The 17639-nt window shown below is 36.2% G+C and carries 19 protein-coding genes, 1 tRNA gene and 1 pseudogene; 2 read left to right on the top strand and 19 right to left on the bottom strand.

The genetic code is table 11. The features are described from left to right. On the bottom strand, positions 1-339 hold the full coding sequence (locus VHP32_01225; protein ID HEX2786495.1) for a hypothetical protein: 339 nt from the start codon (positions 337-339) through the stop codon (positions 1-3). A gap of 12 nt (positions 340-351) precedes the next feature. After that, positions 352-501 (bottom strand): annotated as a pseudogene (locus VHP32_01220) (tail fiber protein). Positions 502-852: 351 nt separating this feature from the next. Here VHP32_01220 and VHP32_01215 point away from each other — a divergent pair. After that, positions 853-1512: a hypothetical protein gene (locus VHP32_01215; protein HEX2786494.1), complete on the top strand. Its 660-nt coding sequence runs from the start codon at positions 853-855 to the stop codon at positions 1510-1512. A 171-nt stretch (positions 1513-1683) separates the two neighbouring features. On the opposite strand, the gene VHP32_01210 is transcribed toward VHP32_01215, so the two are convergent. From VHP32_01210 to VHP32_01155, 12 genes are all read right to left on the bottom strand, one after another. Next, the gene (locus VHP32_01210; GenBank protein ID HEX2786493.1) at positions 1684-2541 is read right to left on the bottom strand and encodes an RNA polymerase sigma factor RpoD/SigA; all 858 of its coding nucleotides are present in this window, start codon (positions 2539-2541) and stop codon (positions 1684-1686) included. Positions 2542-2573: 32 nt separating this feature from the next. Then, a complete protein-coding gene (locus VHP32_01205) occupies positions 2574-3071 on the bottom strand; it encodes a hypothetical protein (GenBank protein HEX2786492.1) in 498 nt (165 codons plus the stop codon). Between the two features lie 84 nt (positions 3072-3155). Next, a complete protein-coding gene (rplW, locus tag VHP32_01200; protein HEX2786491.1) occupies positions 3156-3455 on the bottom strand; it encodes a 50S ribosomal protein L23 in 300 nt (99 codons plus the stop codon). A gap of 6 nt (positions 3456-3461) precedes the next feature. Continuing rightward, complete coding sequence (gene rplD / locus VHP32_01195) at positions 3462-4088, bottom strand: 50S ribosomal protein L4 (protein HEX2786490.1); 627 nt, start codon at positions 4086-4088, stop codon at positions 3462-3464. Positions 4089-4146: 58 nt separating this feature from the next. After that, positions 4147-4764 carry a 50S ribosomal protein L3 gene (gene rplC, locus VHP32_01190; GenBank protein HEX2786489.1) on the bottom strand — a complete coding sequence of 206 codons (618 nt, stop codon included), beginning with the start codon at positions 4762-4764 and terminating at the stop codon, positions 4147-4149. Positions 4765-4845: 81 nt separating this feature from the next. Next, entirely contained in the window at positions 4846-5154 is a 309-nt protein-coding gene (rpsJ, locus tag VHP32_01185) for a 30S ribosomal protein S10 (GenBank protein HEX2786488.1), read from the bottom strand. Between the two features lie 100 nt (positions 5155-5254). Further along, positions 5255-6466, bottom strand: coding sequence for an elongation factor Tu (gene tuf, locus VHP32_01180; protein HEX2786487.1), 1212 nt, complete (start codon positions 6464-6466; stop codon positions 5255-5257). A 213-nt stretch (positions 6467-6679) separates the two neighbouring features. Next, positions 6680-6753 (bottom strand) — tRNA-Ile (locus VHP32_01175). Positions 6754-6965: 212 nt separating this feature from the next. Beyond that, positions 6966-9065 (bottom strand): elongation factor G, encoded by a 2100-nt coding sequence (gene fusA / locus VHP32_01170; GenBank protein ID HEX2786486.1) that lies wholly within the window; start codon positions 9063-9065, stop codon positions 6966-6968. A 42-nt stretch (positions 9066-9107) separates the two neighbouring features. Next, a complete protein-coding gene (gene rpsG, locus VHP32_01165) occupies positions 9108-9575 on the bottom strand; it encodes a 30S ribosomal protein S7 (protein ID HEX2786485.1) in 468 nt (155 codons plus the stop codon). A gap of 48 nt (positions 9576-9623) precedes the next feature. Continuing rightward, entirely contained in the window at positions 9624-10010 is a 387-nt protein-coding gene (gene rpsL, locus VHP32_01160; protein HEX2786484.1) for a 30S ribosomal protein S12, read from the bottom strand. A gap of 157 nt (positions 10011-10167) precedes the next feature. Then, on the bottom strand, positions 10168-10902 hold the full coding sequence (locus VHP32_01155; GenBank protein HEX2786483.1) for a hypothetical protein: 735 nt from the start codon (positions 10900-10902) through the stop codon (positions 10168-10170). 19 nt (positions 10903-10921) lie between these two features. Here VHP32_01155 and VHP32_01150 point away from each other — a divergent pair, with 19 nt between their 5' ends. Then, positions 10922-11260: a DUF4406 domain-containing protein gene (locus tag VHP32_01150; GenBank protein ID HEX2786482.1), complete on the top strand. Its 339-nt coding sequence runs from the start codon at positions 10922-10924 to the stop codon at positions 11258-11260. Positions 11261-11327: 67 nt separating this feature from the next. Here VHP32_01150 and VHP32_01145 read toward each other — a convergent pair whose 3' ends face one another. The 5 genes from VHP32_01145 to VHP32_01125 all read right to left on the bottom strand — a co-directional run bounded on the left by VHP32_01145 (position 11328) and on the right by VHP32_01125 (position 17630). Further along, positions 11328-12503 (bottom strand): outer membrane beta-barrel protein, encoded by a 1176-nt coding sequence (locus VHP32_01145; protein ID HEX2786481.1) that lies wholly within the window; start codon positions 12501-12503, stop codon positions 11328-11330. Positions 12504-12558: 55 nt separating this feature from the next. Continuing rightward, positions 12559-13617 carry a hypothetical protein gene (locus tag VHP32_01140; protein ID HEX2786480.1) on the bottom strand — a complete coding sequence of 353 codons (1059 nt, stop codon included), beginning with the start codon at positions 13615-13617 and terminating at the stop codon, positions 12559-12561. 160 nt (positions 13618-13777) lie between these two features. Next, positions 13778-15925 (bottom strand): YCF48-related protein, encoded by a 2148-nt coding sequence (locus VHP32_01135; GenBank protein ID HEX2786479.1) that lies wholly within the window; start codon positions 15923-15925, stop codon positions 13778-13780. A 245-nt stretch (positions 15926-16170) separates the two neighbouring features. After that, positions 16171-16731, bottom strand: coding sequence for a hypothetical protein (locus VHP32_01130; GenBank protein HEX2786478.1), 561 nt, complete (start codon positions 16729-16731; stop codon positions 16171-16173). 20 nt (positions 16732-16751) lie between these two features. After that, positions 16752-17630, bottom strand: coding sequence for a hypothetical protein (locus VHP32_01125; GenBank protein HEX2786477.1), 879 nt, complete (start codon positions 17628-17630; stop codon positions 16752-16754). Between the last annotated feature and the right edge of the window lie 9 nt (positions 17631-17639).

Below are 17639 nucleotides of genomic sequence, written 5' to 3'. Positions count from 1 at the left end.
TTAATCCTCCGATGATGAAGGAAATATACCCTGATATGCAATCTGCCAATTGAGAACCAAGTATGGCTGCATATTATTGTGTGGTAAGCCTCCGCCCGTAATCCCGACTGATTGAGCATTCATTGTACCATTTGGAGCTGATGAAGAAAACTCTGCTATTCCTTCAGCATTTTGTGAAAGTATTTTATTGGCAGGGTCTCCTGATGTGCCAACTCCAGTATTCATATTCAAAGGATGACTATGAGATGGTATTTCGCTTATTAATAATGTATGCTGTTCTTCTCCAAAGGTTTCTCCTAATACACGGTTAGTCAATCCAGGTCCTGTTCCAAAATGCACGGGAACTCTTCCACGTAAGTCAGGAAGCGCAAAGGTTGTTGTACCGTTTCCACCATATATAGTGCCTAACTAAGAAAATAAAGCCGTGTTTTGTGCAATGGATAAAAGTTGTCCGTTGCAAAAAAACCAACCTTGTGCTGCGAAATTCCATCCTACACACATTAATTGCCCTAAAAATGGAGTAGCACCTACAGCTTTGTAATTATTAATAATTTCACCGTTACGCTTTACATAGATTAATCCGGTTTTCGATTTAGCTGCAAACAAATCTTCTCTTGTTGCAATCATTGCAGTAGCAGCGCCTGCTGCTCCGAATAACGCTTTTCTTAAAAAATTTCTGCGTGTGTCTGAGTTTTTTTCTGAATCTTTTTTAAAGAGGTTAAAAGGGTTCATAGAGATTTTTTTAGGTTTGCACAAAGGTAAGAAAATTAATTTTCATAAAATATACCCATTTCTTAAATTCATAATTTCTTTACGAATTGATATTTATATCTAAATGTATCAATTTTATGTATGAATCCCGAAGAAAAACACTATAAAACGCAGAAAACAGGAAGGTATTATATATCAAAACCGCATTCTGAAATCAATGAGAACATAAAAAAACTTGTGTTTGTCCTTCACGGCTATGCACAGCTTGCAAAAGATTTCATTCAGGAGTTTGATTTTTTGAATAACGATGAAACACTCATCATTGCACCTGAAGGTTTATCGAGATTTTATTCAAAGAATGTCATTGCAGCATCATGGATGACAAAAGAAGACCGCGATAACGAAATAGATGATTATTTATTTTATCTCGAAGGAATAGCGAACCAGATTCTTTCGCATTTGCCGGGCAAGTCCGAAGAGATTGTCGTACTTGGCTTCTCGCAGGGAGTACATACCGCAGCCCGTTTTGCAGTCTGCACCGAGATGAATGTTAATAAACTTATTCTTTGCTCGTCCGATTTCCCTCAGGATGCCGACTTCGACAGTTTACGTGAGAAAAACCAATCCGGCCAACAAATGAAAGTTTATTATATATTCGGCGATAAAGATAGAAACATCCGCTTGGAAAACTTTGAGAAAAGCATTAATATGCTGAATGAAAATAATATCGTATTTGAGAAAATTATGTTTGATGGTGAGCATGTGGTGGATGTGGAAAGTGTGAAGAAGATTTTAAGTTAGTTTCCCCCTTTGGAGGGGGAGTAAGGGGGAGGATAACAATAGTAAATGTCCTCCTCCTAAATCCTCCTCCAAAGGAGGACTTTCAATTTCTTATAACAAAAAACCCGCTTTGCGCGGGTTTTTATATTTTTACAAAGACAGACAGGAATGTCTGTCGTACCATTAATGAGTTTACTGACCTAAGTATGACTTCAATGCTTTGCTTCTCGATGCCTGTCTTAATCTTCTGATTGCTTTTTCCTTAATCTGTCTTACTCTTTCACGTGTCAGCTTGTATTTATCACCGATTTCTTCAAGTGTAAGCGGGTTTTCCTTCTCAAGGCCATAGTATAACTTCACTACTTCTTTTTCTCTTTGAGAAAGTGTGTCGAGCGCTCTTTCGATTTCGATTCTCAATGAGTCTCTCATCAAAGTTGCATCCGGCATTTTTTCCTGCTTGTCGGGCATTATGTCTATAAGCTTTGTATCCTCTCCGTGAATGCTCGGAGCATCCATGGAAACGTGTCCGCCTGAGTTCTTTAGTGTTTCCTGAACTTCATAGACCGACATATCGAGCTGTTCCGCAATTTCAAGAACGTTCGGCGCTCTTTCATTTGCCTGTTCAAGCTCGCTGATTGTTTTGGAAATTTTACTTTTTTGCTGAACGATATTCAACGGTAACCTTACAACTCTCGATTGTTCAGCGAGTGCCTGCAAGATTGACTGCCTTATCCACCAAACTGCGTAAGAAATGAATTTGAATCCTCTTGTTTCGTCGAACTTTTTTGCAGCTTTAATCAGACCTAAGTTGCCTTCGTTTATGAGGTCGTTGAGGGATAGTCCCTGGTTCTGATATTGCTTAGCCACCGAAACAACGAATCTTAAATTGGCTTTTACGAGTCGGTCTAACGCCCTCTTGTCGCCTTTTTTAATTTTCTTTGCACATTCGATTTCTTCATCCACCGTAAGAGGCTGAGTTTTGCTGATCTCTTTTAAGTAGATGTCCGTAGATTGGTTTTCACGGCTTGTGTACTGTTTACCTAATTTCATTAAATTAAGTGTGTGTTATTTATTATTGTAAGTTAAAGTGATTTGAAATGTAAAATATTTAAATTAAATTTTGCAGATAAATAATCGTATCTCTTTGTATTTAACGTAAGCAGCGGCAGTTTCGTTTCAAGCATCATCACCGCCATAATCATATCCCGCAGCTCGATCTTCTTTGCCCTTGTCTTCTTTATCATCTCCCCCAGCCTTATCGAATATCTGTAATGAAACCCAAGTGTGCTAATGGGATATAAAAGCTCTTTCTTAGTTGTTTTACTCAGAACTTCGCTTGCATTTATGAACGTCGTGAAACAAATTCCGGTTTGCAAAACCTCAAGAAGCTTTTGGCTTCTCGGATAGCTAAGTAGAACATCGGTATCAAGAAGTATCTGATTAGGAAGTGCAACCTTTGTGCCACTTTCCTTATAAACTTTTTTATTTAAATGAACAAACTTCGTAACTGCTTCTTTATCAACTTTCTGAACAGAAGAAATCTTTTTAATTAAATTAATTTTGATATCTTGTGTAGGCAATATATAAAAAGAAAAACCCGCAGAAGCGGGTAAATCATATAAAAACGAGATTCCCATTTTCACGGGAATGACTTCAGCCGGAAATTACGCTTCTGTTCCGAAGAAATCGATTTTATCTTCTTTATGCAAAGTTACAAATGCTTTTTTCAAGTCGGCTCTGAAACCTTCGAATCTTCCTCTTTTGGTAAACTGTGATTTTCTTTTACCTTTGTTCACTGCTGTAGTTACACCGGTAACACGAACTTTGAATTTATCTTCGACTGCCTTTGCAATTTCGATTTTATTGGAATCTTTAGAAACCTCAAATACATACTTATTCAGGGTTTCCTGAATAGTAGTATTTTTTTCCGTAATAAGAGGTCTTATTAAAATTTGTTTTTTCATGACGTATTATATTAAACTTTTGCAAAGATTATCAACGGCTGACTTTTGCACCAAAATCATTTGGTTGTTCAAAAGCTCATAAGTTGCTGCTTTATCTGAAATCTGGACGTTCAAGTTATGAATGTTTCTTCCTGATTTATATAAATTCTCGTTTTTATTTGCAACCAAAAATAATGTCTTTGTATTGTCCAGCTTCAAAGCTTTTAAGATATTTGCCATATCTTTTGTCTTTGGAGCGTCGAAAGAAAAATCCTGAATAACCATTATTTGGTTTTCTTTAGCTTTTTTGCTTAAAGCGCTTCTTCTTGCAAGACGTGCAGCTTTCTTTGGAAGGTCAAGCTTATACAAGTGAGGTCTTGGTCCGAAAATCGTTCCCCCGCCAACCATCAATGGTGAACGGCTTGTTCCCTGCCTTGCTCTGCCTGTCCCTTTTTGTCTGAACGGCTTTTTACCGCCGCCTCGAACTTCTGCTCTTTCCTTAGCTTTGTGAGTTCCCTGTCTTTGATTTGAGAGATATACTCTTACCGCCTGATAAATCAAGTGGTCATTCGGTTCGATGTTAAATACTTCATCAGGAAGCTTTACGCTCTCGCCTGTTTCATTGCCATCAATGTTATATACTTTGAGTTCCATTTTAGTAAAATTGAAAATTAAAACAGACAAGAATGTCTGTTCTACTAAACATTAAAAATTATTTATAAATTTCAACGAAGCCGGATTTTGCACCCGGAACAGCTCCTTTAACAAGAATAAGGTTTGAATCAGGAAATATCTTAACAACTTTGAGATTTCTGACTGTAATTCTGTCAGTTCCCATTCTTCCTGCCATTCTCTGTCCTTTGAATACTCTTGAAGGATACGAGCTTGCGCCGATAGAACCGGGAGCTCTCAATCTGTCGCTTTGTCCGTGAGTTCTAACACCACCGCCGAAGCCGTGTCTTTTAACAACGCCCTGGAATCCCTTTCCTTTTGAAATGCCTGATACTTTTACTTTGTCGCCTTCATTGAAGATATCAACTTTGATAACATCACCCTGCTTTAAATCAGCAGTCGGGTAATCTCTTATTTCAGCAATGAATCTTGAAGGAGAAACTTCGAGTTTTTTGTAAACCTGTCTTTGTGCTTTATTGATTGTCTTTTCTCTTCTCTCACCGAACCCTAACTGAACAGCTTCATAACCGTCTTTTTCTTTTGTTCTTATCTGTGTAATAACACAAGGACCTGCTTCTATAACTGTGCAGGGGACTGCATCACCATTATCGGTGAAATACGTAGTCATCCCTAATTTTTTACCTAATATGCCTAACATTTTAGTTTCCTTTAATTTAATAAACCAGAGGAAAACACAAAAAAAGTGTTTTCATGATTTTTAGCGCTTCACGAAATAAAGTTATACCTTTATCTCAATATCAACACCGCCCGGAGGGTCAAGTTTTGTCAGAGCATCAATGGTTTTATTAGACGAGTTTAATATATCTATTAATCTTTTGTGTGATCTTGTCTCAAATTGCTCTCTTGACTTTTTATCGACATGCGGCGACCTGTTAACGGTATATACATGTTTCTTTGTCGGAAGCGGAATTGGACCGCTGACGATTGCACCGGTTGATTTTATTGTCTGTATGATTTTCGCAGTCCACTTATCTAAAAGCAGATGGTCAAATGAACGTAGTTTTATTCTGATTTTTTGTGAAGCCAATTTTTTTACTTATTTAAGTTTTTCTCCGGTCATCCGGAGAACAAAGAACGTTAATTAAAAAAGGACAGACAAGAATGTCTGTCCTACTTATATTTATTTATTACTTAATTATTTTAGTTACGATACCTGCACCAACAGTTCTTCCGCCTTCTCTGATAGCGAATTTCAATCCTTCTTCCATCGCGATTGATTTTTGAAGAACAACCTTCAATCCATCGATGTTATCGCCGGGCATAACTATTTCAACACCATTAGGTAGAGTTACTTCACCTGTTACGTCTGTAGTTCTGAAATAGAACTGCGGTCTGTATTTGTTAGAAAATGGAGTATGTCTTCCACCTTCTTCTTTGGTCAATACGTAAACCTGAGCTTCGAATTCTGTATGAGGAGTAATAGAACCCGGTTTAGCGAGAACCATACCTCTTTCGATTTCGTTTTTGTCAACACCTCTTAACAAAAGTCCGCAGTTGAAACCTGCTACTGCAACGTCCAATTCTTTATTGAACATTTCTGCGCCTGTTACAACGGTTTTCTTTTGCTGTCCTAAACCAATCAATTCAACTTCCTCGCCAACTTTAACCTGACCTCTTTCAATTCTTCCTGTTGCTACAGTACCTCTACCAGTAATAGAGAATACGTCTTCAACAGACATCAAGAAAGGTTTGTCAACTTCTCTTGTCGGCTCAGGAATATAATTATCAACTGCATCCATTAATTCATAGATACATTTGAATCTCTCGTCATCATTTGCAGAGTTAGGATCGAGAGCAGCTTCCATCGCTTTTAAGGCAGAACCTCTAACGATTGGAATTTCATCTCCCGGATAATCTCTCTTCGATAATTCTTCTCTGATTTCCATTTCAACAAGCTCAAGCAATTCCGGATCTGCAGCGTCAACTTTGTTCAAGAAGACAACCATTTTCGGAACACCAACCTGTCTTGCCAAAAGGATGTGCTCTTTTGTTTGCGGCATAGGACCGTCGGTTGCAGCTACAACGAGGATTGCTCCGTCCATTTGAGCAGCACCGGTAATCATGTTCTTTACATAGTCAGCGTGACCCGGACAGTCAACGTGTGCATAGTGTCTTTTATCTGTTTCGTACTCTACGTGAGCAGTAGCGATTGTAATCCCTCTTGCTTTTTCTTCAGGTGCTTTATCAATATCGTCAAATTTCTTAACGTTTTTGGTAAGCCCTTTCTTTGCAAGGGTCATATTGATAGCAGCAGTCAGCGTGGTTTTTCCATGGTCAACGTGACCGATTGTACCAATATTAACGTGTGGCTTCGAGACATCATATTTTTCTTTAGCCATTATGTTTCTCCTTAATGTTTATTAATATTTTATTTTTGTTTTTTTAACTATTAACATATCCCCGCTGCGCGGGAAAGAGGTTAAACTCAAATAGTGAAGTTGTGAATCGCGAAGTGGTGAATTAAAAACTTTCACCTATCTCCATGAAGCTTGAAATGTTAAGGCTTATGATTCGCCATTTAACAAATTCACAACTTCGCCACTTAAATAGGGTGGGTCAGGGAGGACTTGAACCTCCGACCCCGTGCTTATAAGGCACGTGCTCTAACCACCTGAGCTACTGACCCAGGAATATCGGAAAACCCATACTCTGTAAAGGATTACCCTTCGATTGTTTTCAACCGAGGGGTTAACCCTCGCTCGAGCTTTGAGTTTTTATAGAGCACTTTCGTGTGTCTAATGACGGGGTCTTTACTGATTCATTTTTAAGGTGCATCAGCACTGACCCAAACTTTTTTTGCGGATTAGAACCGCAGCGTTTTAAAGAACCTCGGATGTATTAAGCAGTTACTGCTTTTCCTTTAAACTTCTCTACTATCTGGTCTGCCACTGATTTCGGAGCTTCATCATAATGCGAGAACTGCATTGTGTAGATAGCTCTTCCCTGTGACATAGACCTCAATTGTGTTGCATAACCGAACATCTCTGAAAGCGGAACTAAAGATTTAATAACCTGAGCATCGCTTCTTTGACTCATGCCTTCAATTCTTCCTCTGCGTGAGCTAAGGTCACCCATAACCTCGCCCATGTATTCGTCCGGTGTAACAACTTCAACTTCCATAATCGGCTCAAGCAATGTCGGGTTAGCTTTTCTTGCTCCCTCTTTGAATCCCATAGAACCGGCAATTTTAAATGCCATTTCAGATGAGTCAACATCGTGATATGAACCGTCAAATAATTTTACCTTGACGTCCTCAACAGGATAACCTGCAAGAACACCGTTCTTCATAGCTTCTATAATACCTTCAGATACTTTCGGAATGTATTCTTTCGGAATAACACCACCGACAATCGCATTTTCAAAAATATATCCTTTTCCTTTTTCATTCGGTTCGATTTCAAGCCATACGTGTCCAAATTGACCTCTACCGCCTGACTGTCTGATGAATTTACCTTCCTGAACAACTTTCTTCTTAATCGTTTCTTTATATGCTACCTGAGGCTTACCAACGTTTGCATCAACTTTAAATTCTCTTTTTAATCTGTCAACAATGATCTCAAGGTGAAGCTCACCCATACCTGCAATTAAAGTCTGTCCTGTTTCTTCATCTGAACTTACTCTGAAAGTCGGATCCTCATCTGAAAGCTTTGCAAGAGACTCACCAAGTTTATCCTGGTCAGCTTTTGTTTTCGGCTCGATAGCAATCTGAATAACCGGCTCAGGGAATGTAATTTTCTCAAGAACAATCGGGTCTGACTCATCACAAAGAGTATCACCTGTTCTTGTGCTTTTCAATCCGACTGCTGCCGCTATGTCACCAGAATACACTTTCTTAATTTCTTCTCTGTGGTTTGCATGCATCTGAAGCAATCTGCCGACTCTTTCTTTCTTTCCTGAAACAGAATTGTAAACGTAGCTTCCCGCCTCTGCAACACCTGAATAAACTCTGAAGAATGTAAGCTTACCCACAAACGGGTCTGTCATAATCTTAAACGCCAATGCTGTAAATTTCTCATCATCGGCAACTCTTCTATATATATGGTCATCTGTATGTAAATGATGCCCTTCGATTTTACCGTCTTTCACATCTAATGGTGAAGGCAATAAATCGATAACATCATCAAGCAAGTTCTGAACACCTTTATTCTTAAACGAAGAACCGCATAATACAGGAATAATCTTTATGTCAATAGTAGCTTTTCTTAATACGTTCATAACTTCTTCGTGGGTAATTTCTTTACCCTCGAGAAATTTTTCAAGTAATGTATCATCTACGTCAGAAACAGCTTCAAGCAGTTTCTGTCTGTATTCATTTGCCTGCTCTTTATATGCATCAGGAATTTCGGCATCTTCAAATGTCGCGCCTAAGCTGTCCTCGTTGAACATTCTTGCTTTCATATCAATCAAATCGATAAGACCAACGAATAAATCTCCCTGACCGATTGGTAATTGAATCGGCACAGCGTTAGCTTTCAAACGGTCTTTCATCATCTGGATTACATTGAAGAAATCCGCTCCTATTCTGTCCATCTTGTTCACGAATGCAATTCTCGGAACTTTGTACTTATCCATCTGTCTCCAGACGGTTTCTGATTGCGGCTCAACACCACCAACCGCGCAGAATAATGCAACTGCACCATCAAGAACTCTCAATGAACGCTCAACTTCTGCAGTAAAGTCAACGTGTCCCGGTGTATCGATAATATTAATTCTGTTATCTCTCCAGAAACATGTAGTAGCAGCAGAAGTAATTGTTATACCTCTTTCTTTTTCCTGCTCCATCCAGTCCATGGTTGCAGCACCTTCGTGCACTTCACCAAGACGATGGGTTCTTCCTGTATAATATAGAATTCTTTCGGTAGTTGTAGTTTTACCTGCATCGATGTGCGCTGAAATCCCTATATTTCTTGTCTTTTCTAACGGATATGACCTTGACATCTATTATATTTTCCTTAAATACTTTTAATTGTTTTTAAAATCTTACCACTTAAAATGCGCGAAAGCTTTGTTAGCTTCTGCCATTCTATGAACGTCTTCCTTTTTCTTAACTGCGCTGCCTTCACCGACTGACGCTGCCATTAATTCATTGGCAAGTCTTGAAGCCATTGATTTTTCGTTTCTTGCTCTTGCATAGCTGATGAGCCATTTGATTGCAAGTGAAGTTCTTCTGTCAGGTCTTACTTCCATCGGAATCTGGTAGTTTGAACCACCGACTCTTCTCGAGCGAACTTCGATGCTTGGAGCAGCATTGTTTACTGCCTGTTTAAATACGTCAAGAGGATTACCTTTGGTTTTCTCTTCGATAACTCTGAAAGCTTCATAAAGTATGTTGGAAGATTTTGTTTTCTTTCCATCATACATCAACATATTAATGAATCTTCCGACAAGCAAATCATTATGCTTGAAATCCGGTAATCTTTGTCTTTTGTCTGCGCGTTTACGTCTCATTTATTAGTGTATATTATTAAACTGATTTTTGTTTCTTAAAGTTCGTTATTACTTAGCGGCTTCGCCTTTTACTTTCTTAGCACCGTACTTAGAACGTCCTTTCTTTCTGTTAGCAACACCTGCTGTATCCAAAGCGCCTCTGATAATGTGATATCTTACACCCGGAAGGTCTTTTACTCTCCCACCTCTTATTAGAACAATCGAGTGTTCCTGAAGGTTATGACCTTCACCCGGAATATATGCTGTCACTTCGATTTGATTTGTTAAGCGCACTCTCGCAACTTTTCTCAAAGCTGAGTTTGGTTTCTTAGGAGTAGTTGTATAAACTCTTGTGCATACACCTCTTTTTTGAGGACACGCATCCATTGCAGGAGCTTTACTTTTATATACTTTGTCCTGTCTTCCCTTACGGATTAATTGATTAATTGTAGGCAAATTTCTCTGTTTTTACGGTTTTCTCTAAATTCGATTTTGAGCAAACTTCAAATTAACTAAAAAATCTTACTTTTTCAAGGGGGATATAAGAGGAAAAGAGGGAATAAACGATTTGTTTATTAATCAAAAAGAACCCATTTAAATTCATAAATTTTTATCAACTCCATCCTGCGAAAGCATACCAATTGCCCCATATTTTATACCATACTTTCAAGGGACCACGGCAGGACGATTCTGGCATTTCATCTATTTCTGAATATATAAATCCACCTGAGTTATCCAAAAAACCATTCATCAGGAAACATATTTGTTTATCATTTTTATAGTATTTACAGAAACTTAAAATATCTAATTCTTCAAGATAATCTCTAAATGTGAAATATTTTGCAGGTTCAATTCCATACAATGAAAGTGTTTCTTCAAATTGTTCATCTTCATATTCAGGTTTGATTTTTATATTTTTATTATCATTAGTTACAATTCTATTGCCATCCATGTATGATATTTTTTTATAATTTTGTATTTCAATAACAAATGCATTTAACTTTTCCTGCCTTGTCCAAAGATAATACTCTTTTGATATTGTTATTTGTAAATCATATGAAAATACAAATACAATTATAATACCGATCGAAACTCCTATAATTCCTAACCGTGCTGTTAAATTTTTTATCTTAGATAGCAGAGATAAGGTTAGAACTATCCCAAAAGCAAGTGATACGCAATAAATTAATATGTTAACAAGACACATCTTTGATAAAAAAGCCCAACCCCAAATAACTGTTACTGTAAATGGCATAATCGCAGAAAATAAGTATAAAATAAGAATTACAGTTAAGCTTTTTTGATTTAATAATTTTCTTACTATATTTGTATTTGCGTTTTCTATCATTACTTAATTCTACTCAAAAATGCTAATCGGAGTTGCGGGACCATATTCGGCTGATACTGAAGAACAGCGGCAAAAAAATCTCGATGCAATGAACATTGCTGCGGCGAAGCTTCTCGAAAAAGGTCACACACCGCTCATCGGTGTCAACGCTGCGCTTCCCATAGTTCAGGCGCTTCAAAAAACAAATCCAGATTCAGAAGTCGATATATACGAAGCGATTATGAAAATCTCACTTGCGGTTATTGATAAATGCGAAGCATTGTTATTAATCGGTGAAAGTCCCGGCGCAAACCGCGAACGCGACCTCGTGCTTTCAAAAGGACTCAAAGTTTATTACTCGCTTGACGAAATTCCCTAATAAATAAAATTCTTCGCGCAGTTTATCCCGTATTTTCACGGGACTCAGAATGACACAGAGGATTTAATTAGAAATTCAATCCCATTGAGGCAATGCCGGTAAACTTCGAATAACCATTTCTATAACTGCTGTAATTAAGTCCTAATCTCTGGTATATATCCATATAATTCATTTCAAGCCGCGCATATAATTGAGGTTTTGGACTATATTGAATTCCGAAAGCAAACGCTCCTGCTTCCATTCCTGTGGGGTAAGGAAAATAATCTATGAAATACCCTGCAAATGTGAAAATTCCATGCTTGTCATTTAAGTACTCCATACGCCCGGAAATGCTGAGCTTATCGTTTATTTTATACCTCCCTGAAATAAATCCCGAATACATTGAGACTGATTTATCAAAAACATATAAATTACTTTTCTCCTGAACTATGAAATCAATGCCAGATATAAACTGCAATCTTTCATTAAAATCATATGTGATTATTGCATTGTTGAAAAATCTTAAAACTTTCCTCGAATCAAAATCTATGTAAGGGTCCCATGACTCAATATAAAAATGATAAACATTGCCTGTGAGATTATTAATTTTAATATTTAAATTTTCCATAGGCGAATAATCAATCATAAATCCGAAAGATTTGTTTTTTTCCACAGTCTGACCTTCGGAATATCCTTCGCTTAAAATAAAACCTGCGGATAAATTATTTATGAATTCATAAGAAATTTTTAAGGCATTCATCTTAAAAGGTTCAACTCCGCTTTGAATTGCTGTCGATGTCAGGAAATTTTTCCCCGGTAAAACCGGTTCAGCACTAAACGGCTGAAAGAAAATTCCTCCTTCAATCCATAAATCATCCACAGGAGAAAACCCCGCATTTGCTTCTCTTATGTAATCATTTCTCTCAAAATAAGGGTAATATGGATAATAATAATCTTCAATAATATCACCGTATTGCAAAGTTGCAACGCCTTTTATATCCTCATCCGAATAACGTGCAGTGAGAGAAGCATTGTATAATCTTATTCTATCTTGTATTGGCGTTGTATAATTATAGCTATTCAAGTAATAATCTAAATATGAGTTTGCTTCATCAAGAAATTGAGAAGAAACTTCTTTCCCGATTGAATTTTTTGCATAATAAGCATCTATATTTAATCCTAATTCAAGATTATCATAGGTAAATATCTGCGCATAAGAAATATTTGCAGCGAGAATAAATGTGAGAATAAATATTTTTTTCATAATTTTATTTTATGCTCTTATATTTTATCTGTGATAGTTCAATTAATTTAAAAAATTAATCGGGAATCCAATTCAGTTTCATACTTAATATATTAAACCTTCCATAATCCCGGGTTGCTGGTTGTTTCATATTTGCATAATCAATTGAAATCCCAAACGGATAATCGCCGTGAGTTAATTTATTAATGGGAATATTTATTCCCGCTCCGTAAGTAAAATAATTATATTTATATCCTCCGCTGTACCAATTGCTATAAAATCCGCCTCTCAAAGATAAAATTTCATATATAGTCGCTTCAGCCCCTGCCTTATATATATCATGGTTATCATACCTTAATTCTTTCTCCATTTCCAGATGTACTAAAAGATTTAATTTATATGTAAAACCAGGAACTCCTTTTTCATTATCAGTCGGCATAAAATTATAAAACCTTACGTTATATGCGCCGCCCACTCTCAGAAGAACCGGAAGATTTTGTCTGCCAAAAAAACTTTGTAAAACTGTAAAAGAAACATTTGTGACAGAAGCTCCGAGAGTTATTTCGTGAAGCAAACCTCTGAAACTTTTTCCTGTCAAATTAAATGTTTTTATAGCTCCTATATCAACTGATGCTGCTGTTACATTTTCCGGGAGAATATATCCCCTATGTGATTCATACCCCGGTATGTGTGAGTTTATGATATTGAGATTGGCACCCGCATAAAACCCATGTATGACATGCCGTGAATAATTAATTGTATAAAAAGTATAATTAAAATTATCTCCGTTTAATTCATTTCCCGCACCCATATAATATCTGCTTAAACCGATATTCCCGCGTCCTTTTTTTAAATCATAGCTTACACCTTCATAATTAAAATTTGCATTTTTATCATTATAATATTTGGTAGAATGAGAAAAGGTGAAATTTATACCGTGAGTAAAACTGGATGATGCAGGATTATAAAAAGATGCAAATTCATTGGATGGATTAGCGGCCATTCCTCTTCCCATTGCTTCGGCTCTGGCACTTGGCTGCCGGCCATAATAAATATCATAAGGGTCAAGCAAAATCTGCGCAGGCAGATTTGAAGAAAAAATCAGAAAGAAAAAGATAATAAGGACTTTTTTCATTTTAATTAAAATTAAATTATGAAAAAACTGCTTATAAAAATTCTTACTAAACTTAATATGTGTTAAATCGCTTTACGGCAGAGTTAATTTAATCATTTTAAAATAAATTAAAATGTTAAATTATTCAATGTAACCAGGTAGAATTTTTTTTGTTCCCCTGTTATTTTATGATAATCATTCTTTTTGTTTCGACGAAATTCCCTGACGACATCGAATAAAAATAAACTCCGCTTGCAAAAGCTTTCGGCTCAAAATTTATTTTATAAGTTCCCCGCTCTTTTTCTTCATTGAGAAGCTCGGAGATTTTTCTTCCCGCCGCATCAAAAATCCGGATTGCAACTCTGTTTTTTACCGGAACTGTGAAGCTAATTGTTGTTCCTGAATTAAAAGGATTAGGATAATTCTGAGCAAGAGAAAATTTATCAGGAGTGTCCGGCGGGTCAAGCGACCAGCTTTTGCCGCCTGTGGATGTAAATAAAATAACTCCGTAGTCTCCAACAATCCATCCGGTTTTATCATTATAAAATTCAACTTTATTAAGATTGCTTGTTACACCGCTATTCTGCAGCTCCCAGCTATAACCGCCGTTTGTTGAGTTATAAATTATGCCATCATTTCCTGCAATAAAAATGTTGTTGCTATCAGGCATGTGAACGGAATTAAAAACCATAGTCGGGTCGGGATTGCCTGTTTCGATTTTAATCAATGAACCAAATGCAGTTGTTTTCAAAATTATGGAATTATTGCCGACAAAAATTCCTGTAAACTTATCTATGAAACAAAGGTCTTTTATTTCACCGTAAGCATAATGTCTTTCTATTGTCCAGTTTAATCCCCCGTTTGTAGTTTTATGAATATTGTTTATATAATTGGAGTTTATTGTATAATAAATATTTGTATCTATTATGGCATAATTATGGACATTTGTATATTCAGGAGTGGGAACCTTTGTCCAGTTTAAACCATCATTGGTTGTATATATTATATTACCCCAGCCGGAATATAATCTATTATCATAAATTTTTAATTTATTTAATTCATATCCTCCCGTACTCCAACTATAATAATAAACAATATTCCAGCTGGCTCCAGCGTTAGTAGTTTTTATTAATCTTTTACCGGTTGAAATATATCCTGTGTCTTTGTTAAGAAATTTTATCTGATAAAATACAATGTCGGAATCATTAAACACCGGTTTATAATGCCAATTCAACCCATGATTACTCGTATTGAATACAATATGAGGCAGCTGAGAACCGGAATACCCGGGACCCAGCACCCAGCAATTTTTATCATCGATGATTGAAATGTCATGTAAGTTAGAAACCGCATAAGGAATTCGCCCTATATATGTGCCACTGCTATATCTCATAGTCTTGCCTATAGCACTATATCCGCATATTAACGCTGAATCTTTTGATTTAATTGACATACCCTTTATAGAATTTGAGGCAAAGGGATATAAATTAAAATAACCTGAAACAAAACTTTCTCCGCCGTTACTTGAATGAAATATGTCAGCTCCCGCACAAACGATATTTAAACTATCTAAAATTTTAACACGGTATAATGGAGTATTCCAATGATAAAAAGTAGAAGAAGTATCTCTTATCCAATTTATTCCATAGTTAGTTGTCCTGAAAATCGTTAATGAATCTCCTACGGCAAATCCATTGCTGTTCCTTACATCAATGTCTATAAGTTGTCTATTAAAATTAATATTTGAAGATACATTGTACCAATTCTCTCCGCCGTTTGTTGTTCTCAAAATAATTCCGGGATATCCGACTGCATTTCCTGTTGTTGCATTATAAAATTTTATGGACAGCAAATAATAATCATGACTGAAATTTTTTCTTGTCCACGTTAAGCCTCCATTTATTGATTTATAAATCATTCCTTTTTCTCCAACTGTAAACATTGTATCATCGTTTCTTATCTCTATGTCATATAATATTTCATCAATCTCGATGCTCAGGTCAGTCCAGTTATATCCACCGTTCGTAGTTTTTATGATAATTCCACCGTCTCCGCATACATAACCCGTATTCTGATTTAAAAATGACAATGCCTTGAAATGATTATCAAACCCTGTCTGAATTTTTTTCATAGTAGTTCCGCCGTCTTCGGAAATACATATCTGACCGTAATCACCGACCGATATGACTTTGCGCATATCAAATTGGATTATGTCGTTCATATTTCCGACAATGGTAAACTCATTCTGTCTTTGCCAGACTGATTGGCAAAATAAGAGCGGCGGAAACATCATAAATAAGAAAATTACTATTGGTAGTTTCTTACTCATAGCGTTTGGATATAATTTTTAGGGTGTTAGTCTAAATATCATGCAAAAAACATACCAAAATAAAAGAGGTAATTAAGAGAGTTATTTAACGGAATTTAAATAAAAATATAATAGGTGGGCTTATAAAATACAAACAGAAGCAATAAACCAGCTTCTGTTTTTTTGTAAAGTACATTTTTGAATTAGTTTTTCTTAATCGCACAATTTACCATTTCAATTAAAGTTTATGATTTGCAAAGTTTAAATTATTCTTTTATCCAATCTACTCCGTCTTTTACGCTGATTTGTCCTTTGTCACCGACTATTCCTATTCTATCCCAGGCTGTCATTAAAAACATTGTTTCACTGACAATCACTCCTTTAGACGTTTCATTATTTTCATTGGTAACATCAAGAAACGGTCCGTCCTGAGTTATTTTAACGATTTTATTTTTATTTCCATTAACAAAATACGTGCCCGCAACATAAGGAATTAAAAATCCATTGTAACTCCCGACGGTAACATTATCACCATTGAAAGTTCCTTCAACACCTTCTCCCTTGAAAGAATTTTTTGTGCGTTCGGCAGTGAAGTTTCCTGTTGCTTCCCAATTATTATTCTTCCATTCATAATATGTTCCGGTGACTTTTGTTTCGGAAGCAAGATTAACCACGAGCAATCCTGCAGAAGCCATTTGTTCAACTGTCGTGAACTCTTTATTGAATGCAACATATTGTCCGTCCTGTGAAAATGAAAATTGCGGCGCAAAAAAAACTAACGCAATAATTAAAAACAAAGGTTTAAACATTTTTTTTCTTTTTATCATTATTTTACAAAAAATATTTTTTATTTCCATCTTGAACCAATCCAATCATACCATTTTCCCGGTTCCCTGGAATAATTATAACTGCCTCTGAAGCCCTCACCCTTTAGCTTAAAAATAAAATCACCGTCAGATTCGTCTGCTTTCCATTTTCCCGTACAAACTAATGAATCTCCTTCTTGTGAAACAGTTCCGTTAATTGTTGTCGGATTATGTTCATACTTTCCGGTAACTTTGCTGCCTGATTGAACAATTATTAACGTGCCCCATTCGGTAAGCCATTCCCCTGTATAATCTTTTGAATTACTTGTACCTTTTGTCCACTTGATTCCATCGGAAAAAATAATCTCATCCTTCAAATCAATTTTGCCACTTTTATTCCATTCAATCGCATAAATAGTATATTTACTGATAATAATTCCTTTTGAAGTATTACTGTTTTCATCAATTAGTTCAAGAAACGGTCCGTCCTGAGCAACTCTGCACACATCATTTTCATTACTGCTTTTATAATAAATCCCTGCAATGTCCGGTACGTGCCATCCCATATAACCTACGTTTTCATCTTCGCGTTTAATATCTGCACTTCCATCAAGAATTGTGCCTGTTACTTTATATTTATTTTCATATACCTTTGCTTCACCATTAAATTTTCCTATACCTTCTATCACGCCGGATAGGTGCCCGATAATATTCCAGCTGTTTCCTCTATATTCATAATACGTTCCATTCACTTTTTTTGAGGAATTTATATCAACTACAAGCATAATTGTGGTTTTTAAATCAACTACATCTTTAATCTCCGGATTATTATACAAAACATATTTTCCATCATCCTGTGAAAATAAAAATTGAGGTGTAATAAAAACAAGAAGAGCCAGTAGAGTAAAATGCTTAAACATTTTGTCCTC

It is taken from the genome of Ignavibacteria bacterium, assembly GCA_036262055.1.
Lineage (GTDB): Bacteria > Bacteroidota > Ignavibacteria > Tepidaquicellales > Tepidaquicellaceae > DATAJP01.
Note: the sequence above shows the minus strand (reverse complement) of the source record. Positions and strands in the feature narration are given on the sequence as shown.

Coding starts and splice junctions, on each gene's coding strand:
- VHP32_01140 (HEX2786480.1), bottom strand. CDS start 13,617: ATGAAAAAAGTCCTTATTATCTTTTTCTTTCTGATTTTTTCTTCAAAT.
- fusA (HEX2786486.1), bottom strand. CDS start 9,065: ATGTCAAGGTCATATCCGTTAGAAAAGACAAGAAATATAGGGATTTCA.
- VHP32_01130 (HEX2786478.1), bottom strand. CDS start 16,731: ATGATAAAAAGAAAAAAAATGTTTAAACCTTTGTTTTTAATTATTGCG.
- rplC (HEX2786489.1), bottom strand. CDS start 4,764: ATGTTAGGCATATTAGGTAAAAAATTAGGGATGACTACGTATTTCACC.
- VHP32_01145 (HEX2786481.1), bottom strand. CDS start 12,503: ATGAAAAAAATATTTATTCTCACATTTATTCTCGCTGCAAATATTTCT.
- rpsG (HEX2786485.1), bottom strand. CDS start 9,575: ATGAGACGTAAACGCGCAGACAAAAGACAAAGATTACCGGATTTCAAG.
- tuf (HEX2786487.1), bottom strand. CDS start 6,466: ATGGCTAAAGAAAAATATGATGTCTCGAAGCCACACGTTAATATTGGT.
- VHP32_01150 (HEX2786482.1), top strand. CDS start 10,922: ATGCTAATCGGAGTTGCGGGACCATATTCGGCTGATACTGAAGAACAG.
- rplD (HEX2786490.1), bottom strand. CDS start 4,088: ATGGAACTCAAAGTATATAACATTGATGGCAATGAAACAGGCGAGAGC.
- rplW (HEX2786491.1), bottom strand. CDS start 3,455: ATGAAAAAACAAATTTTAATAAGACCTCTTATTACGGAAAAAAATACT.
- VHP32_01155 (HEX2786483.1), bottom strand. CDS start 10,902: ATGATAGAAAACGCAAATACAAATATAGTAAGAAAATTATTAAATCAA.
- VHP32_01215 (HEX2786494.1), top strand. CDS start 853: ATGAATCCCGAAGAAAAACACTATAAAACGCAGAAAACAGGAAGGTAT.
- VHP32_01210 (HEX2786493.1), bottom strand. CDS start 2,541: ATGAAATTAGGTAAACAGTACACAAGCCGTGAAAACCAATCTACGGAC.
- VHP32_01135 (HEX2786479.1), bottom strand. CDS start 15,925: ATGAGTAAGAAACTACCAATAGTAATTTTCTTATTTATGATGTTTCCG.
- VHP32_01125 (HEX2786477.1), bottom strand. CDS start 17,630: ATGTTTAAGCATTTTACTCTACTGGCTCTTCTTGTTTTTATTACACCT.